Source organism: Cytobacillus sp. Hz8 (assembly GCF_042263505.1).
Taxonomy (GTDB): Bacteria; Bacillota; Bacilli; order Bacillales; family Cytobacillaceae; genus Bacillus_BE.
This window is the reverse complement of sequence record NZ_JBHKFI010000033.1, coordinates 1-18,667: the sequence shown is the minus strand read 5'-3', so window position 1 is coordinate 18,667 and position 18,667 is coordinate 1. Positions and strand designations below refer to the sequence as shown.

Here is an 18,667-nt window from a genome sequence, read left to right as displayed (position 1 = left end):
ATACATTTTTATAATCATAATCGTTTACAAGGACGACTAAACGGCCTTAGTCCCCTAGAGTACAGGACTAAAGCCGCTTAGTGTGCTTTATTTATTTCCACTGTCTACTTGACAGGGGGCAGTTCATAATTTTTTGGAACACCTCTTTTTTGAGTCAGCTTCTAATTATTGTTGGAAATCTTGTGCTCCTTGCTCGGATATTTCTGAGAGAGCTTTTCCTGCTTGTTCATCACTTAACTTTCGAACTGCTAAATCACCAAGAGCAACGATCCCAACGAGCTGATCATTCTCCACTACTGGTAAGCGCCTAATTTGGTGCTCGGCCATCAACTGCGCTGCTTCCTTTGAACTTGTATCCGGTGCTACGGTTATTAATTGATCACTCATGATTTCTTCAACCTTTGAAGAGCCAGGATGCTTTTCCGCAATTCCCCTTACCACAAGATCACGGTCTGTAATCATTCCCACCAATTTTCCTTCATCAACAATGGGAATGGCTCCAACATTATACTCCTTCATTTTTGTAGCTACCTCGAAGGCATTATCTAATAATGAACAGCATTCAACCTCGTTTGTCATCACATCACGAACATATTCCATTCTTCTTTCCTCCTATTATATGGATATTTCACATACTTTTTTTCTCTGTTTCTATATCATTCCACTGAACAGATTAAATATGCAAGATCATTAAACACTATTTTCTGAAATATCAAAATGGTAGAAATTAAAAGATAAATTGTGAAAGTACTGTGTTTTCTTTATTCTAATCATTGCAACTTCTACATTTTTCTACTATTATTAAATTTGAAAATAAAATTGCGAACATAAACAACATGTTGAGTTTTTTTTTGCATGTTACGCTATTGTATTGTAGGAGGGGGACTGTTTATGAGATTTGAGAACACAGGGATTGAGAAATTTAAAGCAAATCTAACTCGATTAGATGAATTAATGTCAAATTACGGTCTAGTACGAGAAGGTGCATGGGATTATGAAAGAGTTACATACGATCGTAAATTTGATATAAAAGAAGGCATTTTCTATCTTCGCGTACAGGGACATGCAGTTGAAGGAGATGTCGGTGCAAAAAAAGCTGTCATTCAATTACTTACACCACTACTTGGAAAATATTATTATCCACATGGAGTTGAATACGGAGAAGGAGAAAATTTTCCTAAATCACTTGTTGATCAGTGTGAGAAAATTTTAGCAGATTTAAAAGCAGAGATTGAAAAATTTGCCCTTTAATTTTTATGAAAACAAAAAGGAACCGTATTAATTATAGTTCTTATCTATTTAAAAACGTCGCTATTCATTTAGCGACGTTTTTTAAATGTTAAAATCCTAATATAGCTTTTATTACAGAGGTCGTTTCTCCGCCTTTATAAAACACATAGAGAAGTAAATAAACTGCTACACCTGTAATTGCCGTAAAGAACCAAATTATACTCGTAATCGGGCCTAATTTCCTATGCTTTGAAAGTTTATTAGTATATCCAGTTAAAAGTGTGACAATCCCAAACACGGCACTTATTGTTGCCAATAAAATGTGAAAAACCAAAAACAGTGTATAATAAATCTTTACATCATCAGGACCGCCAAAAGATGTATTTCCAATAAATACCGTTCGTGCCGCGTAAATAAGAAAAAAAACTAAGGCAAAAACCGCAGCGACAAACATCGTTTTTTTATGGGCTTCAATCTTTTTTTGGCGAATTAAGTTCCACCCAATTGCGACTGTTACCGCACTTAAAACAATAAAAGAAGTGCTAATCGTTGGTAAAATAGGCAATGAATTATCCATTATGCTTTCCTCTTTCTCCCCTTATTAAGGTGTGTTTCTATTCTTATGTATCAACATTGTAAAAAGCACCATTCTTTTTACACCTATTGTAATAGTAATAAACTATGAACTTTATTTCAATAAACAAACTGAGGATTCTTGAAAGATTACTCAAATTGACAAAATTAAGAAAATTATGTGAAATTAAAAAAGCATCTCCACTGACGAGATGCCTTTTGCTAACATTATTCAGTTGGTTGAGGATTCATGTATGGATGTTCTGCATCTATAACATCCACTTTTTGCTCTTTTGCATACCACTCAAAAAAGATTCTTCCTAATGCCACTCCATATACGATTTCTTGAATAATTTTCATGATCACACCACCAAGTTGCTGATCATGAAGGATAGACATGGAATTAAACATTTCGGGTCCATTTAAATCAAGACCAGAAAGTGTCGCAAAAGGAACACAAAGTTCTAGAGCCTGAGCCCAAGACTTCGGATCATAGAAGGTATGATACATCGGATGATCAGAGAATATAATCAAAGCACATGCTGGAGTCAATAAAATCCCATTTGCAAAAATATATCCAACCTTTTTTATCCCGCTTAATAATTGATATTCCTTAAGCGTATTCATAACAGGCCACCACATCGTTAAGGCCAATATAAACAATAAACTTGTGTAACCGGCATGGAGCCACATATTCAATTTCACAATATCAAATATCGCTGGAACATGATAAAAAGAAAAAATACCATTAAATAAAACCAAAGCAACAATCGGTTTGGTTAGCAAATGAAATATCGGTTTAATTATCGGTAATTGAATAAGGCTTCTCCAAATCCATTCTGGTATTCCTAAAATAATCAGTTGAGGAATAATTAAATATAAAACTGCCATTTGGATCATATGAACATAAAACATCAAATGCCCCATTAGATCGAGCGGAGAGCCTTTTATGATATAAAGCATCAGGATACCTATTGTAAATAAAGTTCCTTGCTTCTTAGTTAAAGGCTGACTTGAAAAAAAATTATCTTTTAATTTTACAGAAATAAAAAAATATCCAAACAAGATTAAGAGCAAGATAATAAAGAAATATGGACTCCAAAGAGCTCTAAATCCAAATATTTCAAGTGTAAGCATGACGTAATCCCCTCTTTATATAAAAAGATCTACAAACATCCTTTAAATAGATGATTTGTATTTCCCTTATTTTCATTACAACTACTAAAGCCCTCTTTAGAATCATCTTCATCAATTATATGTACATATTTTATAAAAAGAAAACCGGCTAAAACAAAGCCGATTTTCCATAAAACTTACCACCAGATAATAGTCATAAACGCCAAAATCGTAATTAAACCAACAAGTAAACCTGAATAAAGGAAAAGAGAAGGTGCTTCATGCCCTTTATGGCTCATATGCATAAAATAATACAATTGAAACACCACTTGCACGGCTGCAAGTAGAATGATAAATGGCACAATAAACCAATGAGAAAAGCCATCATATCCTACTGCAATAAAGGCAATTAAAGTCAAGAAAATCATTAAGGTAAATGAGACTACTTGATATCTCATTTCTTCCGCACTTTTTTTACGACGATATTCAATGTCTACTCTTGGGTTACCTGAATTTGATTGTTGATTCGCCATCAGTTTATCCCACCATTCCCATTAAATACACTACAGTAAAGATGAATACCCAAACAACATCAATGAAGTGCCAGTACAAACTAGCCACATAAAATTTTGGTGCATTATAAAGACTCAGACCTCGTTTTGCATTGCGAACAATTAATGTTGTAATCCACAATAAACCGAAGGCAACGTGTCCTCCATGGAATCCAACTAAAGTGTAAAAGGCAGATCCGAATGCACTACTTGTGAATGTGTGATGATATTCATGAATATAATGTCTAAATTCGTATACCTCTAGCCCTAAGAAGCCTAAACCTAAAAGAACTGTTACAAGGAGCCATGCCTGCATTTTCTTAAAGCTAAAGTTTTTCATATGATACATTGCATATACACTAGTTAAAGAACTTGTTAATAGTAACATTGTTGCAACAAAAGTTAATGGTAGCTCAAATAAATCTTTAGCCAATGCATGATCTGCATTAGGCACTTTATCTTTTAATGCTAAGTAAGTGGCAAATAAAGAACCGAACAAAACAGTCTCTCCACCTAGAAATAACCAGAAGCCTAAAAACTTATTTTTTGCTTCGAGGGTTGCTTTTTCAGGCGCAGCTGGCCATGTTTCAAAAGTCATTTTTTCCTCAGCGTGCATTATGCCTTAACCCCCTTATCATTATCATCCATTAAATCTTCTTTATGAACATGATAGCCATGATCATCCTTCACTGAACGAACGAACATGGAAAGGAATGTAATCGCAAGCCCTGCAATAAATAGTGCAGTTGCAGCAGGATTTGCAAAAACATCATCTGCTGTTTGGTCAAATTGGAACATTGCACCAAATGCAGCAATGAATAATCCTAACGAAATCATAAAAGGAATGAAAGAAGAGTTTGGCATATGAATATCTCCAAGCGGCTCAGCAGGTGTTAACCCCTTTTTCCCCTCCATTTTTTCAATCCAGTATGCGTCTAATCCACGTACAAGTGGCGTTTGTTTGAAATTATAGAACGGTGGTGGTGATGAAATCGCCCATTCAAGTGTACGACCGTCGCCCCAAGGATCGTTCCCAACCTTTTCATTTTTAACACTAGTAATAATCACATTAAGTAACAAAATAATCACCGCAACCGACATGAAACCAGCACCAATTGAACTAATTAGATTACCCGTTTCTAGGCCTTGACCAGGCAAATACGTAAATACACGTCTAGGCATACCCATGAGTCCTAGGAAATGTTGAATAAAGAATGTTAAATGGAAACCAATAAAGAATAACCAGAAAGTAATCTTTCCTAGCACTTCATTTAACATGGTTCCAAACATCTTTGGCCAATAAAAATGAGCCGCTGCAAGTAATGCAAATACAACCCCACCGACGATAACATAGTGGAAATGTGCGACAACAAAGTAGCTATCATGGTATTGATAGTCTGCAGCAGCTGTTGCGTTCATAACCCCTGTAACCCCTCCGGCAACAAATGATGGAATGAATGCAACTGCATACAGCATTGGAGTGGTAAATTTAATACTTCCTCCCCAAATGGTAAATAACCAGTTAAAGATTTTAATTCCTGTTGGAACCGCTATTGCCATTGTGGCAACAGAGAAAATTGCGTTTGCGACAGGACCTAGACCGGTTGTAAACATATGGTGAGCCCAAACCATAAATCCTAAGAATCCTATTAATACAGTGGCAAATACCATGGAAGAATATCCAAACAGACGTTTTCTAGAGAATGTTGCAAAAATCTCTGAGAAAATTCCAAATGCCGGTAAAACAAGAATATACACTTCTGGGTGACCGAAAATCCAGAAGAAGTGTTCCCAAATAATTGTATTTCCTCCATTGGCTACATCAAAGAAATTTGCTCCAAATAAACGATCAAAAATCATCAAGAATAGACCAACTGTTAAAGGAGGAAAAGCAAATAAAATTAGAGCAGAAGTGACGAATGATGTCCATGTAAACAATGGCATCCGCATATATGTCATACCAGGTGCACGCATATTAATAATCGTTGCTAGGAAGTTAATCCCACCAATTAATGTACCAGCACCAGAAATTTGCAATCCTAATGCATAAAAGTCAATTCCATGACCTTTTGAAGCTAATGATAAGGAAGCATATGATGTCCATCCTGCATCAGGTGCTCCTCCCAAAAACCATGAACAGTTGAGGAATAATCCCCCAAAGAAAAATAGCCAAAAACCAAGTGCATTAAGAAACGGGAACGCAACATCACGTGCCCCAATTTGCAAAGGTACAACCGCATTCATAAATGCAAAAACAAGCGGCATTGCTGCTAAGAAAATCATTGTTGTTCCATGCATGGTCAAAATTTCATTATATAATCCGGCACTTACAAAGTCATTATTCGGTACAGCCAACTGAATACGAATAAACATTGCTTCTAGACCGCCAATGACAAAGAAAAGCCCACCAGCAATTAAATAAAGAATTGCGATTTTTTTATGGTCTACTGTCGTTAAATAGTCCCATATTGTTCCCACAAACCCTTTCTTCTGTGCGTAGGTACTCACAGTTTTACCTCCCTTTCAAACTAATCCCCTATTAATCCTGAACTTTAAGCCCCATTAAGAATTCTGTTAAAGCGGCAATTTCTGTATCTGATAATTTTCCATTATTGCCATATGTACCAGTCATTTTATTTCCTGGCTTATAGCTTTCAGGATCTTTCAACCAATTTTTTAAATCTTTTTCGCTATGATCAAGAACACCCGCAATTCGTGAACGTTCACCAAATGTTGCTAAGTTTGGTGCTTGACGAGCTGCTTCTGGTCTTGCATCTTGTGGAGAAACGGCATGACAACCAATACAGCTTTTGTTAAATACATCTTGGCCTTCTTTTGCTAATGCAGTGGCTGGTTTTGGTTCCTTTGCATTTTTCATGTCCTTAATCCATTGATCAAAGTCTGCCCGTGAAACAGCTTTAACTTTGAAATCCATCAATGCATGGGAAGGTCCACAAAGCTCAGCACATTTACCATAAAACAAATTTTTAGCATTATTTGCTGCGTCTGAATCAAACTCGAGCCAGAATTTATTAATGTTTTCAGGATTTGTATCCATCTTTCCGCCAACAGCAGGAATCCAGAATGAATGTTTTACGTCTGAAGACTTTAAGTTAAAGTAAACCCTTTCATCAGTTGGTACAACCAACTCTTGGCTAGTGATGATCTTATCGTCAGGATATTCAAACTCCCACCAATAAAGATTTGCGCGTACATTAACTACGAGTGCATCTCTTTTTCCATCATCATTCTTCTTATCCATTGCTGAAACATCTGCAAACTTAAATGTTGCTGCAACAGTTGGAACTGCTAAAACAAGTAGTAAAAGAATAGGAATAGTAGTCCAAATAATTTCTAGTTTATGATTCCCTTCCACTTGTTTCGGTATTTTCTCATCTTTTCTTCGAAATTTGAAGATGACAATAAAGAAAATGACCACTACGACAGCAATTACCCCCACCATAATTGCCGTACTCAACTTCATTAAATCATATTGCGTTTTCGCAACTTCACCGGCAGGCTTGAGCGTTGACAAGAACGGCTCACCACAACCGGAGAGAATGAGCGTCAATATCGCAAACATCGATAAAAGACGCCATTTTGAAAGCCTTTTCATAGCTTAATCAAACCCCTCTTTCCGTGAATTATTTCTTTGAAATGTAAATCAAATAAATAATTATATAGATAAATTCTTTTCAACAACTAGTCTCCAAGAATTTTCTAACAAGAATTAAATAAATGTGACGAGGACCATAGCAACAAAAATGATGGTCATGTATTGTAAGGAATAGATAAACATAATGTTGGCCCATTTCAAATCATCTTTCATTTTGTAACCATATAAGCCAAGAATTAACCATCCAACATTTAGAATGGAAGCAAATATGACAAATATCGTTCCTAATGATGTAAGCAAAAATGGGATTGGTAATAAAGCGGCTACCCATAATACGATATGGTGCTTCGTTCTTGAAAAGCCCTTTACTACAGGAAGCATTGGGATATTAGCGGCTCGGTAATCCTCCACTTTTTTCATAGCAAGAGCGTAAAAATGTGGAGGTTGCCACATAAACATGATTAAAAATAAACTCCATGCAACAATATCAAGGTTAGGATCAACAGCTGCCCATCCAATTAGAGGAGGAATGGCACCAGATATGCTGCCGATAATTGTATTTGAGACAAAATATCGTTTTGACCAAAGTGTATATAAGCAGATATAGCTAAAAACACCAATTAAGCCAAAAATCGTTGCAGATAAAGTGGTAAACAATAAAAACATAGTTCCTAAAATAATAAACAATACACCAAGAAAAAGAACCTTTGCAGGACTAAATCTCCCGGTTACTGTAGGTCTGGATTTTGTTCTTTTCATTAATGGATCAATATCCCGATCGATATAGTTATTGATGACACAGGACCCAGCGATAATGAAGGCTGTACCAATTAAAGTAAACAGGACAATATCCAAATTATTCAGAAATCCATTACCAGTAAAGTAAAGTGCAAGCCAAACACCGGTAAATGCGGTAATAACATTAGAGTTTACAATTCCAATCTTAATTAATGATAAAAAATCCTTCCAAACGGTAGATCTTGGTATCCCCTCATGAAGGTTTTGCTCGTTGTCTTTTAGCCCAACTTCACTCAAAACCCTTGAATTTGACATATAATTTCCTCCTTCATCCCTTATCACCAATAAAGCAAAATCCTTCTACTTTTACTATAAAGCATATTATAAATCAATGCTATATCAGTAATAAAAAACCGGGGGGATGATTCTGCTAATTTATTCTAAGATGTTTCCACTATTTCAAACATAAAAATAATGTTAAATGTTTGTGTAGAAAAACATTCCTTCTTCTGTCTATTAAATCACACTTTCCATCATTTTTGTGAATTTTTTTTGAATAAATTTCGAAAAGTTTGTGTCAAAAAGGGATTTACCTACTATTTGCACCTATTATTACCATCATTACTTCATAACAAAAAATATGGTTTAATTTGCTTATTTAGAAATATTTGCTAAAAATTTTTTTTAGTCCGTTAATATTTCCTGCAAACTCTTGACTAATATTCATTCTTTTTACTTTGTTTAATATAGTAAAAATTATTTTTATTGTAATATTCTATTTTATTGTGTAGTATCAAAAAAGGTAGGTATTCACTATCAATCTGTTCAATTTCATTAATCTTCGTTTATGCTATATTCAATTACATATATGGAGATTTGAATTCATTCTTTCTTGATTCACTTATTTTTTAGAAACATATTATTTAAGAAGGTGAAATTTTTTGAAGCGTTCACTTAAGTGGTTTGCTGTATTAACAACGATTGGAATGCTTTGCATATTAATCGGAGGGGCGCTTGTGACTAAAACTGGTTCAGGCATGGGATGTGGTCGCTCTTGGCCCCTATGTAATGGTCAGTTAATTCCAACAAAAATTACGGTTGCATTAATCATTGAACTTGCGCACCGCGTTGTTTCAGGAACAGTTGGTTTCATGGTACTGATCCTATCAATTTGGTCATGGAAAACAATAGGACATATTCGAGAAACTAAGTTCTTATCATTACTCTCTTTTATCTTTCTTGTATTCCAAGGTCTAATTGGGGCTGCAGCAGTTGTTTGGGGACAAAACAGCTTTATTTTAGCTCTTCATTTTGGAATTTCTCTTATTTCTTTTGCGGCTGTTTTTCTATTAACTCTCCTTATATTTGAAATTGATAAAAAATTCGATGCGGACAAGCTTATTTTAGATCGAAGGATGCGAAAGAATATTGTTGGAGTTACCATTTACAGTTATGGTGTAGTCTACACTGGTGCTTTAGTTCGCCATGTAAAAGCAAGTCTTGTCTGTCGTGATTGGCCATTCTGCGTAAACCCCACTCCATCAATCCCAGTAAATTTTCATGAATGGGTTCAGATGGGACATCGTTTAGCGGCTGGGATTATTTTTCTTTGGATACTCTATATCATGATTATTGCTATCAAGCATTACCGGCACCAAAAAGTGATCCTGTGGGGCTGGATTATAGCCTTTATCCTTGTAACTCTACAGGTTATTGCAGGAGCGTTGATTGTCATCACAAGATTAAATCTTTATATTGCATTAGCTCATGCATTCTTTATCTCTTGTTTATTTGGAGTATTAAGCTACTTTTTCCTTCTTTCGACCCGAAGTAATAAAAACGCTTTAACACTTACAAAGAAACAACAAAAGATGGTCCCATTTCATTCAACAATTACTAAATAAATCTTAGCCAAAAAAAGATGCCGTTCATTAGGAACAGCATCTTTTTTTGATCATTTCTATTTTGTTAATTCAATTAATAAATCTCCGGTTTGGATAGCCTCACCATTAGTTACGTATATGTCTTTGACAATTCCAGAAAACGAAGCTTGAACAGTTGTTTCCATTTTCATTGCTTCCGTGATAATAAGATGGTCCCCTTTTTCAACCTTCTCACCTTTTTCAACAGCCACTTTAATTACCGTTCCTGGCATGGTGGCAGCAATGTGATTTTCATTTTTTGGATCTGCTTTTATTTTTGAAGCTACTGTCGTTTTAATACTTTCATCCTTAATATTTACTTCACGAGGTTGGCCATTTAATTCAAAATAAACGATTCTTGTGCCATCAGCTTGTGGTTGACCAACGGATACAAGCTTCACAATTAAGGTTTTCCCTTTTTCAATTTCCACTTCAACTTCTTCCCCAAGTCTCATACCATATAGGAAGGTTGGTGTATCTAAAACAGAAATATCCCCGAAACGGTCAACGGTTTGTGTATATTCCATGAAAACCTTTGGATAAAGGGCATAAGCAATCACATCAAAACTAGTGACTTGTCTTCCTAAATCCTTATAAAGCTTTTCCTTTATTTCTTCAAAATCAACAGGTTCTAGGAGTTCACCAGGTCTAACCGTAATAGGCTCCTTCCCTTTCAGAATGACATTTTGTAATTCTTTAGGAAAACCTCCATGCGGTTGACCAAGATAGCCCTTAAACAGTTCAACAACAGAATCCGGAAAATCAAGGGTATGTCCTTTTTCTAAAACAGCTTTCTCATCTAAATCATTTTGCACCATGAATAAGGTCATATCCCCCACCACTTTGGATGAAGGTGTCACCTTAACAATGTCACCAAACATCTTATTGACTCGGGAATACATTTCTTTGACCTTATCCCATTCATCTCCTAATCCAACAGCTTTGGCCTGTTGTTGAAGATTGCTGTATTGGCCACCAGGCATTTCGTGTTGGTAAACCTCAGTATGTGGCGCCATCATGCCGCTTTCAAAATCATGATAGTACTTTCTTATATCTTCCCAATAATAGGATAGTTCTTCAAGAGCTTGAATATCAACATCCGGTTTCCGCTCAGAACCTTCTAATGCATAGAATAATGTGTTTGCACTTGGTTGAGAGGTTAAGCCTGCCATTGAGCTTAAAGCAACATCAACTATATCAACACCGGCTTCAATTGCTTTCGCATACGTATAGATTCCATTTCCACTCGTATCATGAGTATGAAGATGAATAGGAATATCAATTGCCTCTTTTAATTCAGAGATTAAGCTATAAGCTGCATGTGGTTTTAATAGACCGGCCATATCTTTAATTGCTAAAATATGCGCACCCTGATTTTCTAATTCCTTCGCTAAATTTTTATAATAAGTCAAATCATATTTTGTTCGTGTAGGATCTGTAATATCTCCTGTATAGCAAATGGCTGCTTCAGCTATTTTCCCATTTTGTCTTACAGCATCAATCGCAACTTCCATCCCTTTTACCCAGTTTAAACTGTCAAAAATACGGAATACATCGATTCCACCTTCTGCAGATTGCTTAACAAACTCGCGAATGACATTATCAGGATAATTTTTATATCCGACTGCATTAGAGGCTCTTAAAAGCATTTGTAGAAGAACGTTTGGCATCTGGTTTCTTAAAGTTAATAGCCGCTCCCACGGATCTTCCTTCAGAAAACGATAAGCGACATCAAAAGTTGCTCCTCCCCACATCTCATAAGAGAACATATTTGGTAATAGTTTTGCAGTCTGCTCGGCAATATGTTTAAAATCAGTCGTACGGACCCTAGTAGCCAGTAAGGATTGATGAGCATCTCGGAAAGTGGTATCCGTTAATAGCACCTGTTTTTGTTCTTTTATCCATTTAGTTACACCAGCAGGCCCTTCCTTATCTAGGATTTGTTTTGTCCCGTTTTTATATTGATTTTCAAATGTCAATTTTGGTATGCGCGGTTTATCAAAAACTGGTCTCTTTTTCTTCTCAATCCCCGGGAATCCATTAATGGTCACATTCCCAATATAAGAAAGCATCTTTGTCCCACGATCTTTTCTCACTGGGAAGAAAAATAATTCCGGTGTTTGATCAATAAAGGAGGTATCGTATTGTCCTGTTAAGAATTTTTCATTTTTAACTACATTCTCTAAAAACGGTATATTGGTTTTTATTCCACGAATTCTGAATTCCTGAAGATTTCTGACCATTTTTGCTGCGGCTTGATCAAAGGTCATCGCCCAAGTTGTTAGTTTTACAAGCAAAGAATCATAATATGGCGTAATAATAGATCCTTGGAATCCATTTCCAGCATCTAGACGAACACCAAATCCTCCACCAGATCGATAAGCCATAATCTTTCCTGTATCTGGCATAAAATGATTTAATGGATCCTCTGTTGTAACCCTTGATTGAATAGCAAATCCGTTGATTTTGATATCCTCTTGATTCGGGATGCCAATCTTTTTGCAATGAAGATCGTAGCCTTCTGCAACATGGATCTGCGTATGGACAATATCTACTCCTGTAATCATTTCAGTAATCGTATGTTCCACTTGAATTCGAGGATTTACCTCAATAAAATAAAATTGTTCTCCAGAAACAAGAAACTCAACCGTTCCTGCATTCACATAATCAACATTTTTCATTAAACGTACGGCAGCATCACATATTTGTTGTCTCAGTTCTTCTGCGATCGATACACATGGAGCTACCTCAACCACTTTTTGATGACGCCGTTGTACTGAGCAATCTCTTTCGTATAAATGAATAATACTACCTTGGTTGTCTCCAATAATTTGAACTTCTATATGCTTAGGTTTTTCAATAAACTTCTCGACATAGACTTCATCACTACCAAAAGCAGCCTTCGCTTCTGATTTTGCACGGGCATAAGCCTCGTTCACTTCATCTTGATTTCTAACAATCCTCATCCCTCGGCCGCCGCCACCTAATGATGCTTTTATGATAATTGGATAACCATGCGTATCTCCAAATGCTATTACTTCATCTAAACTATTAATTGGGCCATCACTTCCAGGAATGACTGGAATATTCGCCAGCATTGCTTGCGTTCTAGCTTTCACCTTATCCCCAAACATATTAAGATGTTCGGATTTTGGGCCAACAAAAATAATCCCTTCGTCTTCGCAGCGTTTAGCAAAATGAATATTCTCAGATAAAAAGCCATAGCCAGGATGAATAGCGTCAACCCCAGTACTCTTGGCAATCTCAATAATTCCGTCAATATCCAAATAAGCCTCAATTGGCTTTTTTCCTTCTCCGATTAGATAAGCTTCATCTGCCTTATAGCGATGATATGCGCCTGAATCCTCTTTCGAATAGATGGCGACAGTCCGAATATTTAATTCCGTACAGGCACGAAATACTCGAATTGCAATTTCCCCACGATTTGCTACTAAAAGTTTTTGAATCTTTTTAGTCAATGCTAACACCTCATTTTTCTATATTTTTGCCTTAAACTGCCACGATAATAAATCATCATTATTCCGGGCTTAAAACTAGGTGAATGAAAAATAGATATTTTTTAATTTAAGAGATAATAAAATATATAGAAAAGCATTTTATGCTGATCTGACTATTGAGGATAAAATGTATTCGTCGAATGTCCTCTCCCTTTTGATGTTGAGTCCACTTTTTTATCTTGCGGATTTTTATATTTCCTTTCATAGTTAACAAACATCGAGACATTCATCAAAATTCCAATTGCAATTGAAAGTTGGAGGAGAGAAGAACCACCATAACTAACAAACGGCAGTGGCACCCCTGTTAAAGGGATGAGGCCAGAAATTCCCGCTAGGTTTACAAAGGACTGGATTCCAATCATACTTGAAATTCCAATCGCCAATAAACTTCCAAATGGATCCTTACACCTAATGGCAACAATTATTCCCTTTAAAACAATAAACCCTAATGATAAAAGAACAAAGCAAACGCCCCATACTCCCAATTCTTCAGCAATAATGGCCATAATAAAATCCGTATGTGGCTCAGGCAAATACCCAAGCTTTTGGATGCTTTTGCCAAGACCAAGCCCATTGACTCCTCCGGACCCAATGGCAAGATATGAGTTAACAAGATGGTAGCCGCTATCCTGTTCAAGAGCAAATGGATTTTCTAATGCTTCGAATCTACTTAATCTTTCTTTTGATAAAATATCATCTTTAAAAAATAACACAAAAGGGAGAATACAGACTAATCCAATCAATATTAGTCTTGAGATATTTTTAAAATTCATCCCTGATGATAAAATGATCATCAAAGCAATGGCAAAAATAATCGCAGCAGTACCATAATCAGGTTGAAGTGCAACCAGAATACAGACTAGCACTAAATAGATTAATGGTGGGACAACCCCTTTATTAAACTGATTGATATAGGACTGTTTTTTCGCATAGACAGCTGACAAATATATTATGACACAGAGTTTGACAAATTCAGAAGGCTGTATACTGCGTGTTCCCAGCTTAACCCAGCTTAAGGCACCTCCCGCAACATGACCAACTACAAATAAAGCAACCAAAGCAAAAACAGATAAAAATACCATAGAGATAAGGATTTTATTACTCTTTAGTGCTTTATATGGAAAAAGTGCAACAAAAATAAAAATGATCCCCGCGAAAATCAAATTAAATTTTTGCTTTTGAAAGTAAAAATCACTGCTAACTTCATTTATTTGTACCGCCCATACCATACTCGAACTGTACACCATGACTAACCCAAAAACAGATAAAAGAATAATGACGATTAACAACGAGTAATCGTATGATTTTAATATTTTTTTTAACATTGGACTTCTTCCTCATCTTCGAACATACAAAGTATTTTATTCTACTATAACATTTTAAAATCCTTCTTTGAAGTTAAGAAAAAGCTATAAATAGTATAACACATAGTCATAGGATTTGCGCAAAATATGTTATACTATTTTACAAACATGATATACATTATCATCTAATCTTCCCTTCGACGATTAAGAAGTTTTCTTATTCATGTCATTAGAAGGAGATCTTTTAAAAAAAAACTCAAACCATCTACCTAATAGACGTTTGAGCTTTTATCCTTATTTTTTTTGAGCCGCATCATGAAGTGCTGAAAGTTCTCTTTCTAATTCATCTAAAATAGTCTTGCCTTCTCTCTCCGTAATTAAATCAAGACGAACAGCAAAGTCTATTTCACGTGATAAACCAAACATTTGTGTATCCAAAACTTCTTCATATAATGGACATTGCGGCATTGTCAGGTTATCCATCTGAACCTTTATTAGTTTCAAAATTTTATCAGCGTCAGCCTTCAATAACGCGCTTGCTTTTTCTTGATGATCGACTACCATATCAGACGCCAACACGATCCCCCCGTTTCCGAGCGATTATCTTATCTTTAAATTTTATACGGTTGATATAAAAAAAGCAAGAATAATAAAGAGAGTTGATGAAAACTTACATTTTCACCATTGAATATCTAGTAATATTTCAAAGGAAATTTAGAAAAGAATATAAGACAAATGACAATAAAGTTATAAATGTATATACTAAATATATTGAAAATATATTAAAACTTCAAAAAATTTGATTTCCTTGATTTTTTCTGGCTTATTTACCTAAGTTATAAGATTTTATTTGATAAGAGTTTTAGGAGGTTTCACTATGGGCAACATTATATCAGTTAAGGGAAAGGTTCGTTTCCCCATTACATTAGATCCAGGAGTATGGATTTTTGATGACCGCAGAATTGATTTAGATACATTCTTTGAAGAAGATCCAGTATCCACGAACGAGCTGGAAGAATATACAAAATCAATTTCCAAGCATTGGGATCGTGAAATTATGGAAGGGGCCATCATGCCACCTACATTAAATACTGAAAAGAAATACGAAAAGGAAAAAGTTCTTACCGGAAGCTTTGGGATTTCCTTGGAACCATTTATTAAAAATGCAGAACCGCAAGAGGATGCCAAAACAATTGTGATTGAAACCTTAAATCAAGAATATCCATTTCCTATCCAAGACCAAAGCCAGCTTATCCTTGGTTTTTCCAATAAAGGGAAGCCTTTAAGGGATGACGGCCCTGTTTATGTATATCTTCGTGATGGTTCAAATAAAAAGAGTCCAATCAAAAACGTAAGAGCTTTTCGAATTGACTAATGAGAATCTCAGGTCCACCTGAAAGGTCTGAGTCCGATCGTAATTGGGACTCAGACCTTTTTCGCTCAATTAGATGTCTTGAGTTAGAGGTTTATCCATGAGGATGAACCTTTTTTATCCCACTCTTAACGGACATTTTGACTCCCACTTCAAGATTCTGAGAATACGAAGAAGATAAGTAGGAGATCAACTGTCCGTAAAGGTCCGACGAGGGATTAAGGTCCTAGTCAGGCGAAGCCACAGGACGTGGCGTTATGAGCGTGATAAGTGAAATAAGATTTTTCTTTGGGCTTCAGCCCTTAGAAAAATCAATCAGGCTTTGCGTGACTAACCATCAGTGGGGGATGAATGACAGACTAAAAGCGCGACGTCAATCACAACGTCTGCACACTTCACGTCCTGTGCGTCGAAAACTCCCACTGATGGAAGTTTCACTTTATAATAAATCTGCCGCAAGCTGTGCTAATCCCGATCGTTCCCCCTTTACTAATTTAATATGACCTGATATCGCTTGATCTTTAAATTTCTCGACCACATATGTAAGTCCATTATTATAAGCATCTAGATAAGGATGGTCAATTTGCTCTGGGTCACCCATTAATACAATTTTGCTCCCCTCTCCAACTCGGGTTAAAATTGTCTTCACTTCATGCTTTGTTAAGTTTTGTGCCTCATCAATAATAATATATTGATCAGGAATACTCCTCCCCCGTATATAAGTTAAGGCTTCCACCTCAATGGATCCCATTCCTGCCAAAATAGCGTCTAATTCGCCAGGCTTTTTTGTATTAAATAAATACTCAAGATTATCATATATCGGTTGCATCCATGGTCTCAGTTTCTCTTCCTTCTCACCCGGTAAAAATCCAAGATCTTTTCCGACTGGAACAATTGGACGTGCAACTAAAAGCTTCTTGTATTCTCTTAAATCCTCTGTCTGCATTAAACCTGCGGCAAGCGCAAGTAGCGTTTTTCCCGTTCCCGCTTTGCCAATTAGTGTGACAAGTGGAATATCCTTTCTTAAGAGCAGTTCAATCGCCATCGTTTGTTGAACATTTCTTGGACGGATCCCCCAAATATGGTCATACTCAAAACACAGCTTTTTCACTTTTTTTCCGAGTTTTTCGACCATCCCAATGGCAGATGAAGAACTTCCCAATGCATCCTTCATGATTAAAAATTGATTAGGATAAAAAGGATGATTCGTAATTTCCGAAAGAGACAATTCCCCCTTTTCATAAAAGCGATTTAATAGTTCAACGTTCATATACAATTCTATTATTCCCGTATATATATGATCATTTTCAATGACGCGATCACTTAAAAAATCCTCCGAAATTAAGCCAATGGCATCTGCTTTAACTCTTACAAGTGTATCCTTACTTACTAAAATAACCATTCTGCCATTCTCTTTAGACTCTTCTTCTTTCGATAAATTTTTGGCAACCGCTAAAATTCGGTTATCATTCGTTTTCTCAACAAATATTTCCTGGAGCTGTTTAAATGAACGGTGATTAAGCTCAATCCTTAGAACACCGCCTGTTTCAAGAGGGATTTTTTCATGGAGTTTGCCTGATTGCCTCAATGAGTCAATCAATTTGGATACTTGTCTTGCATTCCTACCTATTTCGTCCATATATCTTTTCTTAGAATCAACTTCCTCTAGAACGACTGCTGGAATAACCACTTCATTATCTTCAAAGGAAAAAATGGAATACGGATCTTGCAACAAGACGTTTGTATCTAACACATATATTTTATTCAAACTGATGCCTCCTGCTCCTCTTTTAGTCTTCATTTATTTCTCTGAACTAGCCGAGTGGACGGATAGACTTGGTAAAATATATGTATTTTCGAATAAAGATAGAAGATATTTTACACAATAATTGATAACAGAACTATTTTACAAAGGAATTTATCAGGAAGCATCAATGTTCCATTTGATGTAAAAAGGAATTACTCTTTTTCAAACATACTTCGGAGGTGCCTCATGAGAATATGGATAGCTCTTTTTTCATCATTATTACTGGTTAGTGGTTGTGGCTTCAATAACGGGAAAAATCAAACAGATAATAACGATAAAATCAAGGTCAATAATACAACCATTCAAAATGTTGACCGCAAAACCGGACAACAAATTTCCAAGCATCTCGTCAGTTTAGCTTCCAGTGTGCCTGGTGTTAATGATGCTACAGCAGTCGTTCTTGGTAAATATGCAATAGTTGGAATCGATGTCAAAAAAAATATTGAACGATCACAAGTGGGATCGATCAAATATTCTGTTGCAGAAAGTTTGAAAAATGACCCATATGGTGCTAGTGCTATTGTAATCGCAGATCCCGATATGACTGCAAGAATAAAGGAAATATCTGAAGATGTAAAAAATGGAAAACCTGTTCAAGGACTTATCAATGAGCTGGCAGATATTTCTGGCCGCTTAATGCCAGAGGTCCCTGCAGATATCGTGGATCCGAAATCCAACAGAACAACCGATAAGCCTAAAACACAGCAAAGTAAGAAAGATGACCAAAAGCTTGAGCAGAAACAAGACAAGCAATCAAATTACGATAAAGATTAATAAAGAGAGACCACCAACATAAAATGTACCCTATAGAATAGACACTTAAAAAAGTGCTCTTTCTATAGGGTATTTTTTGTATAATTTAAAGAACAACATAGAGAAATACGCGGAGATGGAGAATTATGAGTAAAAAATTGTTTACA

The 18,667-nt window shown here is 35.9% G+C and carries 17 protein-coding genes; 5 read left to right on the top strand and 12 right to left on the bottom strand.

The window, feature by feature from the left end; all coding sequences use genetic code 11:
* Positions 1-81 (top strand): IS3 family transposase (locus ACE38V_RS22750; RefSeq protein WP_375842512.1); only part of this gene is annotated, 81 nt, incomplete at its 5' end.
* Between the two features lie 84 nt (positions 82-165).
* Here the strand turns inward: ACE38V_RS22750 and ACE38V_RS22745 are convergent.
* Positions 166-600, bottom strand: coding sequence for a CBS domain-containing protein (locus ACE38V_RS22745; protein ID WP_375845011.1), 435 nt, complete (start codon positions 598-600; stop codon positions 166-168).
* A gap of 291 nt (positions 601-891) precedes the next feature.
* Between ACE38V_RS22745 and ACE38V_RS22740 the strand changes: the two genes are divergently transcribed.
* Positions 892-1,251 carry a YugN family protein gene (locus tag ACE38V_RS22740; protein ID WP_375845010.1) on the top strand — a complete coding sequence of 120 codons (360 nt, stop codon included), beginning with the start codon at positions 892-894 and terminating at the stop codon, positions 1,249-1,251.
* An 88-nt stretch (positions 1,252-1,339) separates the two neighbouring features.
* Here the strand turns inward: ACE38V_RS22740 and ACE38V_RS22735 are convergent, their stop codons facing one another.
* The 7 genes from ACE38V_RS22735 to cyoE all read right to left on the bottom strand — a co-directional run bounded on the left by ACE38V_RS22735 (position 1,340) and on the right by cyoE (position 8,139).
* Entirely contained in the window at positions 1,340-1,807 is a 468-nt protein-coding gene (locus tag ACE38V_RS22735; RefSeq protein WP_375845009.1) for a DUF420 domain-containing protein, read from the bottom strand.
* A gap of 224 nt (positions 1,808-2,031) precedes the next feature.
* The gene (ctaG, locus tag ACE38V_RS22730; protein WP_375845007.1) at positions 2,032-2,940 is read right to left on the bottom strand and encodes a cytochrome c oxidase assembly factor CtaG; all 909 of its coding nucleotides are present in this window, start codon (positions 2,938-2,940) and stop codon (positions 2,032-2,034) included.
* 176 nt (positions 2,941-3,116) lie between these two features.
* On the bottom strand, positions 3,117-3,452 hold the full coding sequence (ctaF, locus tag ACE38V_RS22725) for a cytochrome c oxidase subunit IVB (protein WP_375845005.1): 336 nt from the start codon (positions 3,450-3,452) through the stop codon (positions 3,117-3,119).
* Between the two features lie 4 nt (positions 3,453-3,456).
* A complete protein-coding gene (locus ACE38V_RS22720; RefSeq protein ID WP_375845003.1) occupies positions 3,457-4,086 on the bottom strand; it encodes a cytochrome c oxidase subunit 3 in 630 nt (209 codons plus the stop codon).
* Positions 4,086-5,978 (bottom strand): cytochrome c oxidase subunit I, encoded by a 1,893-nt coding sequence (gene ctaD, locus ACE38V_RS22715; protein ID WP_375845001.1) that lies wholly within the window; start codon positions 5,976-5,978, stop codon positions 4,086-4,088. The genes ACE38V_RS22720 and ctaD overlap by 1 nt, the downstream gene beginning before the upstream one ends.
* Before the next feature lie 31 nt (positions 5,979-6,009).
* Complete coding sequence (coxB, locus tag ACE38V_RS22710) at positions 6,010-7,086, bottom strand: cytochrome c oxidase subunit II (RefSeq protein WP_375845000.1); 1,077 nt, start codon at positions 7,084-7,086, stop codon at positions 6,010-6,012.
* Positions 7,087-7,200: 114 nt separating this feature from the next.
* The gene (cyoE, locus tag ACE38V_RS22705) at positions 7,201-8,139 is read right to left on the bottom strand and encodes a heme o synthase (protein WP_375844999.1); all 939 of its coding nucleotides are present in this window, start codon (positions 8,137-8,139) and stop codon (positions 7,201-7,203) included.
* 626 nt (positions 8,140-8,765) lie between these two features.
* Between cyoE and ACE38V_RS22700 the strand changes: the two genes are divergently transcribed.
* Entirely contained in the window at positions 8,766-9,728 is a 963-nt protein-coding gene (locus tag ACE38V_RS22700; RefSeq protein ID WP_375844997.1) for a COX15/CtaA family protein, read from the top strand.
* Between the two features lie 56 nt (positions 9,729-9,784).
* On the opposite strand, the gene pyc is transcribed toward ACE38V_RS22700, so the two are convergent.
* From pyc to ACE38V_RS22685, 3 genes are all read right to left on the bottom strand, one after another.
* The gene (pyc, locus tag ACE38V_RS22695; RefSeq protein WP_375844995.1) at positions 9,785-13,225 is read right to left on the bottom strand and encodes a pyruvate carboxylase; all 3,441 of its coding nucleotides are present in this window, start codon (positions 13,223-13,225) and stop codon (positions 9,785-9,787) included.
* Positions 13,226-13,377: 152 nt separating this feature from the next.
* Positions 13,378-14,589 (bottom strand): FtsW/RodA/SpoVE family cell cycle protein, encoded by a 1,212-nt coding sequence (locus tag ACE38V_RS22690; RefSeq protein ID WP_375844993.1) that lies wholly within the window; start codon positions 14,587-14,589, stop codon positions 13,378-13,380.
* Positions 14,590-14,862: 273 nt separating this feature from the next.
* Positions 14,863-15,144: an Fpa/YlaN family protein gene (locus ACE38V_RS22685; RefSeq protein ID WP_375844991.1), complete on the bottom strand. Its 282-nt coding sequence runs from the start codon at positions 15,142-15,144 to the stop codon at positions 14,863-14,865.
* 301 nt (positions 15,145-15,445) lie between these two features.
* Here ACE38V_RS22685 and ACE38V_RS22680 point away from each other — a divergent pair, with 301 nt between their 5' ends.
* Positions 15,446-15,943: a peptidyl-prolyl cis-trans isomerase gene (locus ACE38V_RS22680; RefSeq protein WP_375844989.1), complete on the top strand. Its 498-nt coding sequence runs from the start codon at positions 15,446-15,448 to the stop codon at positions 15,941-15,943.
* 436 nt (positions 15,944-16,379) lie between these two features.
* Here the strand turns inward: ACE38V_RS22680 and ACE38V_RS22675 are convergent, their stop codons facing one another.
* On the bottom strand, positions 16,380-17,741 hold the full coding sequence (locus ACE38V_RS22675) for a PhoH family protein (RefSeq protein ID WP_375844987.1): 1,362 nt from the start codon (positions 17,739-17,741) through the stop codon (positions 16,380-16,382).
* A gap of 192 nt (positions 17,742-17,933) precedes the next feature.
* On the opposite strand from ACE38V_RS22675, the gene ACE38V_RS22670 reads away from it, so the two are divergent.
* Positions 17,934-18,521, top strand: coding sequence for a YhcN/YlaJ family sporulation lipoprotein (locus tag ACE38V_RS22670; protein ID WP_375844986.1), 588 nt, complete (start codon positions 17,934-17,936; stop codon positions 18,519-18,521).
* Positions 18,522-18,667: the final 146 nt, after the last annotated feature.

Coding starts and splice junctions, on each gene's coding strand:
- ACE38V_RS22690 (WP_375844993.1), bottom strand. CDS start 14,589: ATGTTAAAAAAAATATTAAAATCATACGATTACTCGTTGTTAATCGTC.
- ctaF (WP_375845005.1), bottom strand. CDS start 3,452: ATGGCGAATCAACAATCAAATTCAGGTAACCCAAGAGTAGACATTGAA.
- ctaG (WP_375845007.1), bottom strand. CDS start 2,940: ATGCTTACACTTGAAATATTTGGATTTAGAGCTCTTTGGAGTCCATAT.
- ACE38V_RS22720 (WP_375845003.1), bottom strand. CDS start 4,086: ATGCACGCTGAGGAAAAAATGACTTTTGAAACATGGCCAGCTGCGCCT.
- ACE38V_RS22675 (WP_375844987.1), bottom strand. CDS start 17,741: ATGAAGACTAAAAGAGGAGCAGGAGGCATCAGTTTGAATAAAATATAT.
- ACE38V_RS22740 (WP_375845010.1), top strand. CDS start 892: ATGAGATTTGAGAACACAGGGATTGAGAAATTTAAAGCAAATCTAACT.
- coxB (WP_375845000.1), bottom strand. CDS start 7,086: ATGAAAAGGCTTTCAAAATGGCGTCTTTTATCGATGTTTGCGATATTG.
- ACE38V_RS22680 (WP_375844989.1), top strand. CDS start 15,446: ATGGGCAACATTATATCAGTTAAGGGAAAGGTTCGTTTCCCCATTACA.
- cyoE (WP_375844999.1), bottom strand. CDS start 8,139: ATGTCAAATTCAAGGGTTTTGAGTGAAGTTGGGCTAAAAGACAACGAG.
- ACE38V_RS22745 (WP_375845011.1), bottom strand. CDS start 600: ATGGAATATGTTCGTGATGTGATGACAAACGAGGTTGAATGCTGTTCA.
- ACE38V_RS22670 (WP_375844986.1), top strand. CDS start 17,934: ATGAGAATATGGATAGCTCTTTTTTCATCATTATTACTGGTTAGTGGT.
- ACE38V_RS22735 (WP_375845009.1), bottom strand. CDS start 1,807: ATGGATAATTCATTGCCTATTTTACCAACGATTAGCACTTCTTTTATT.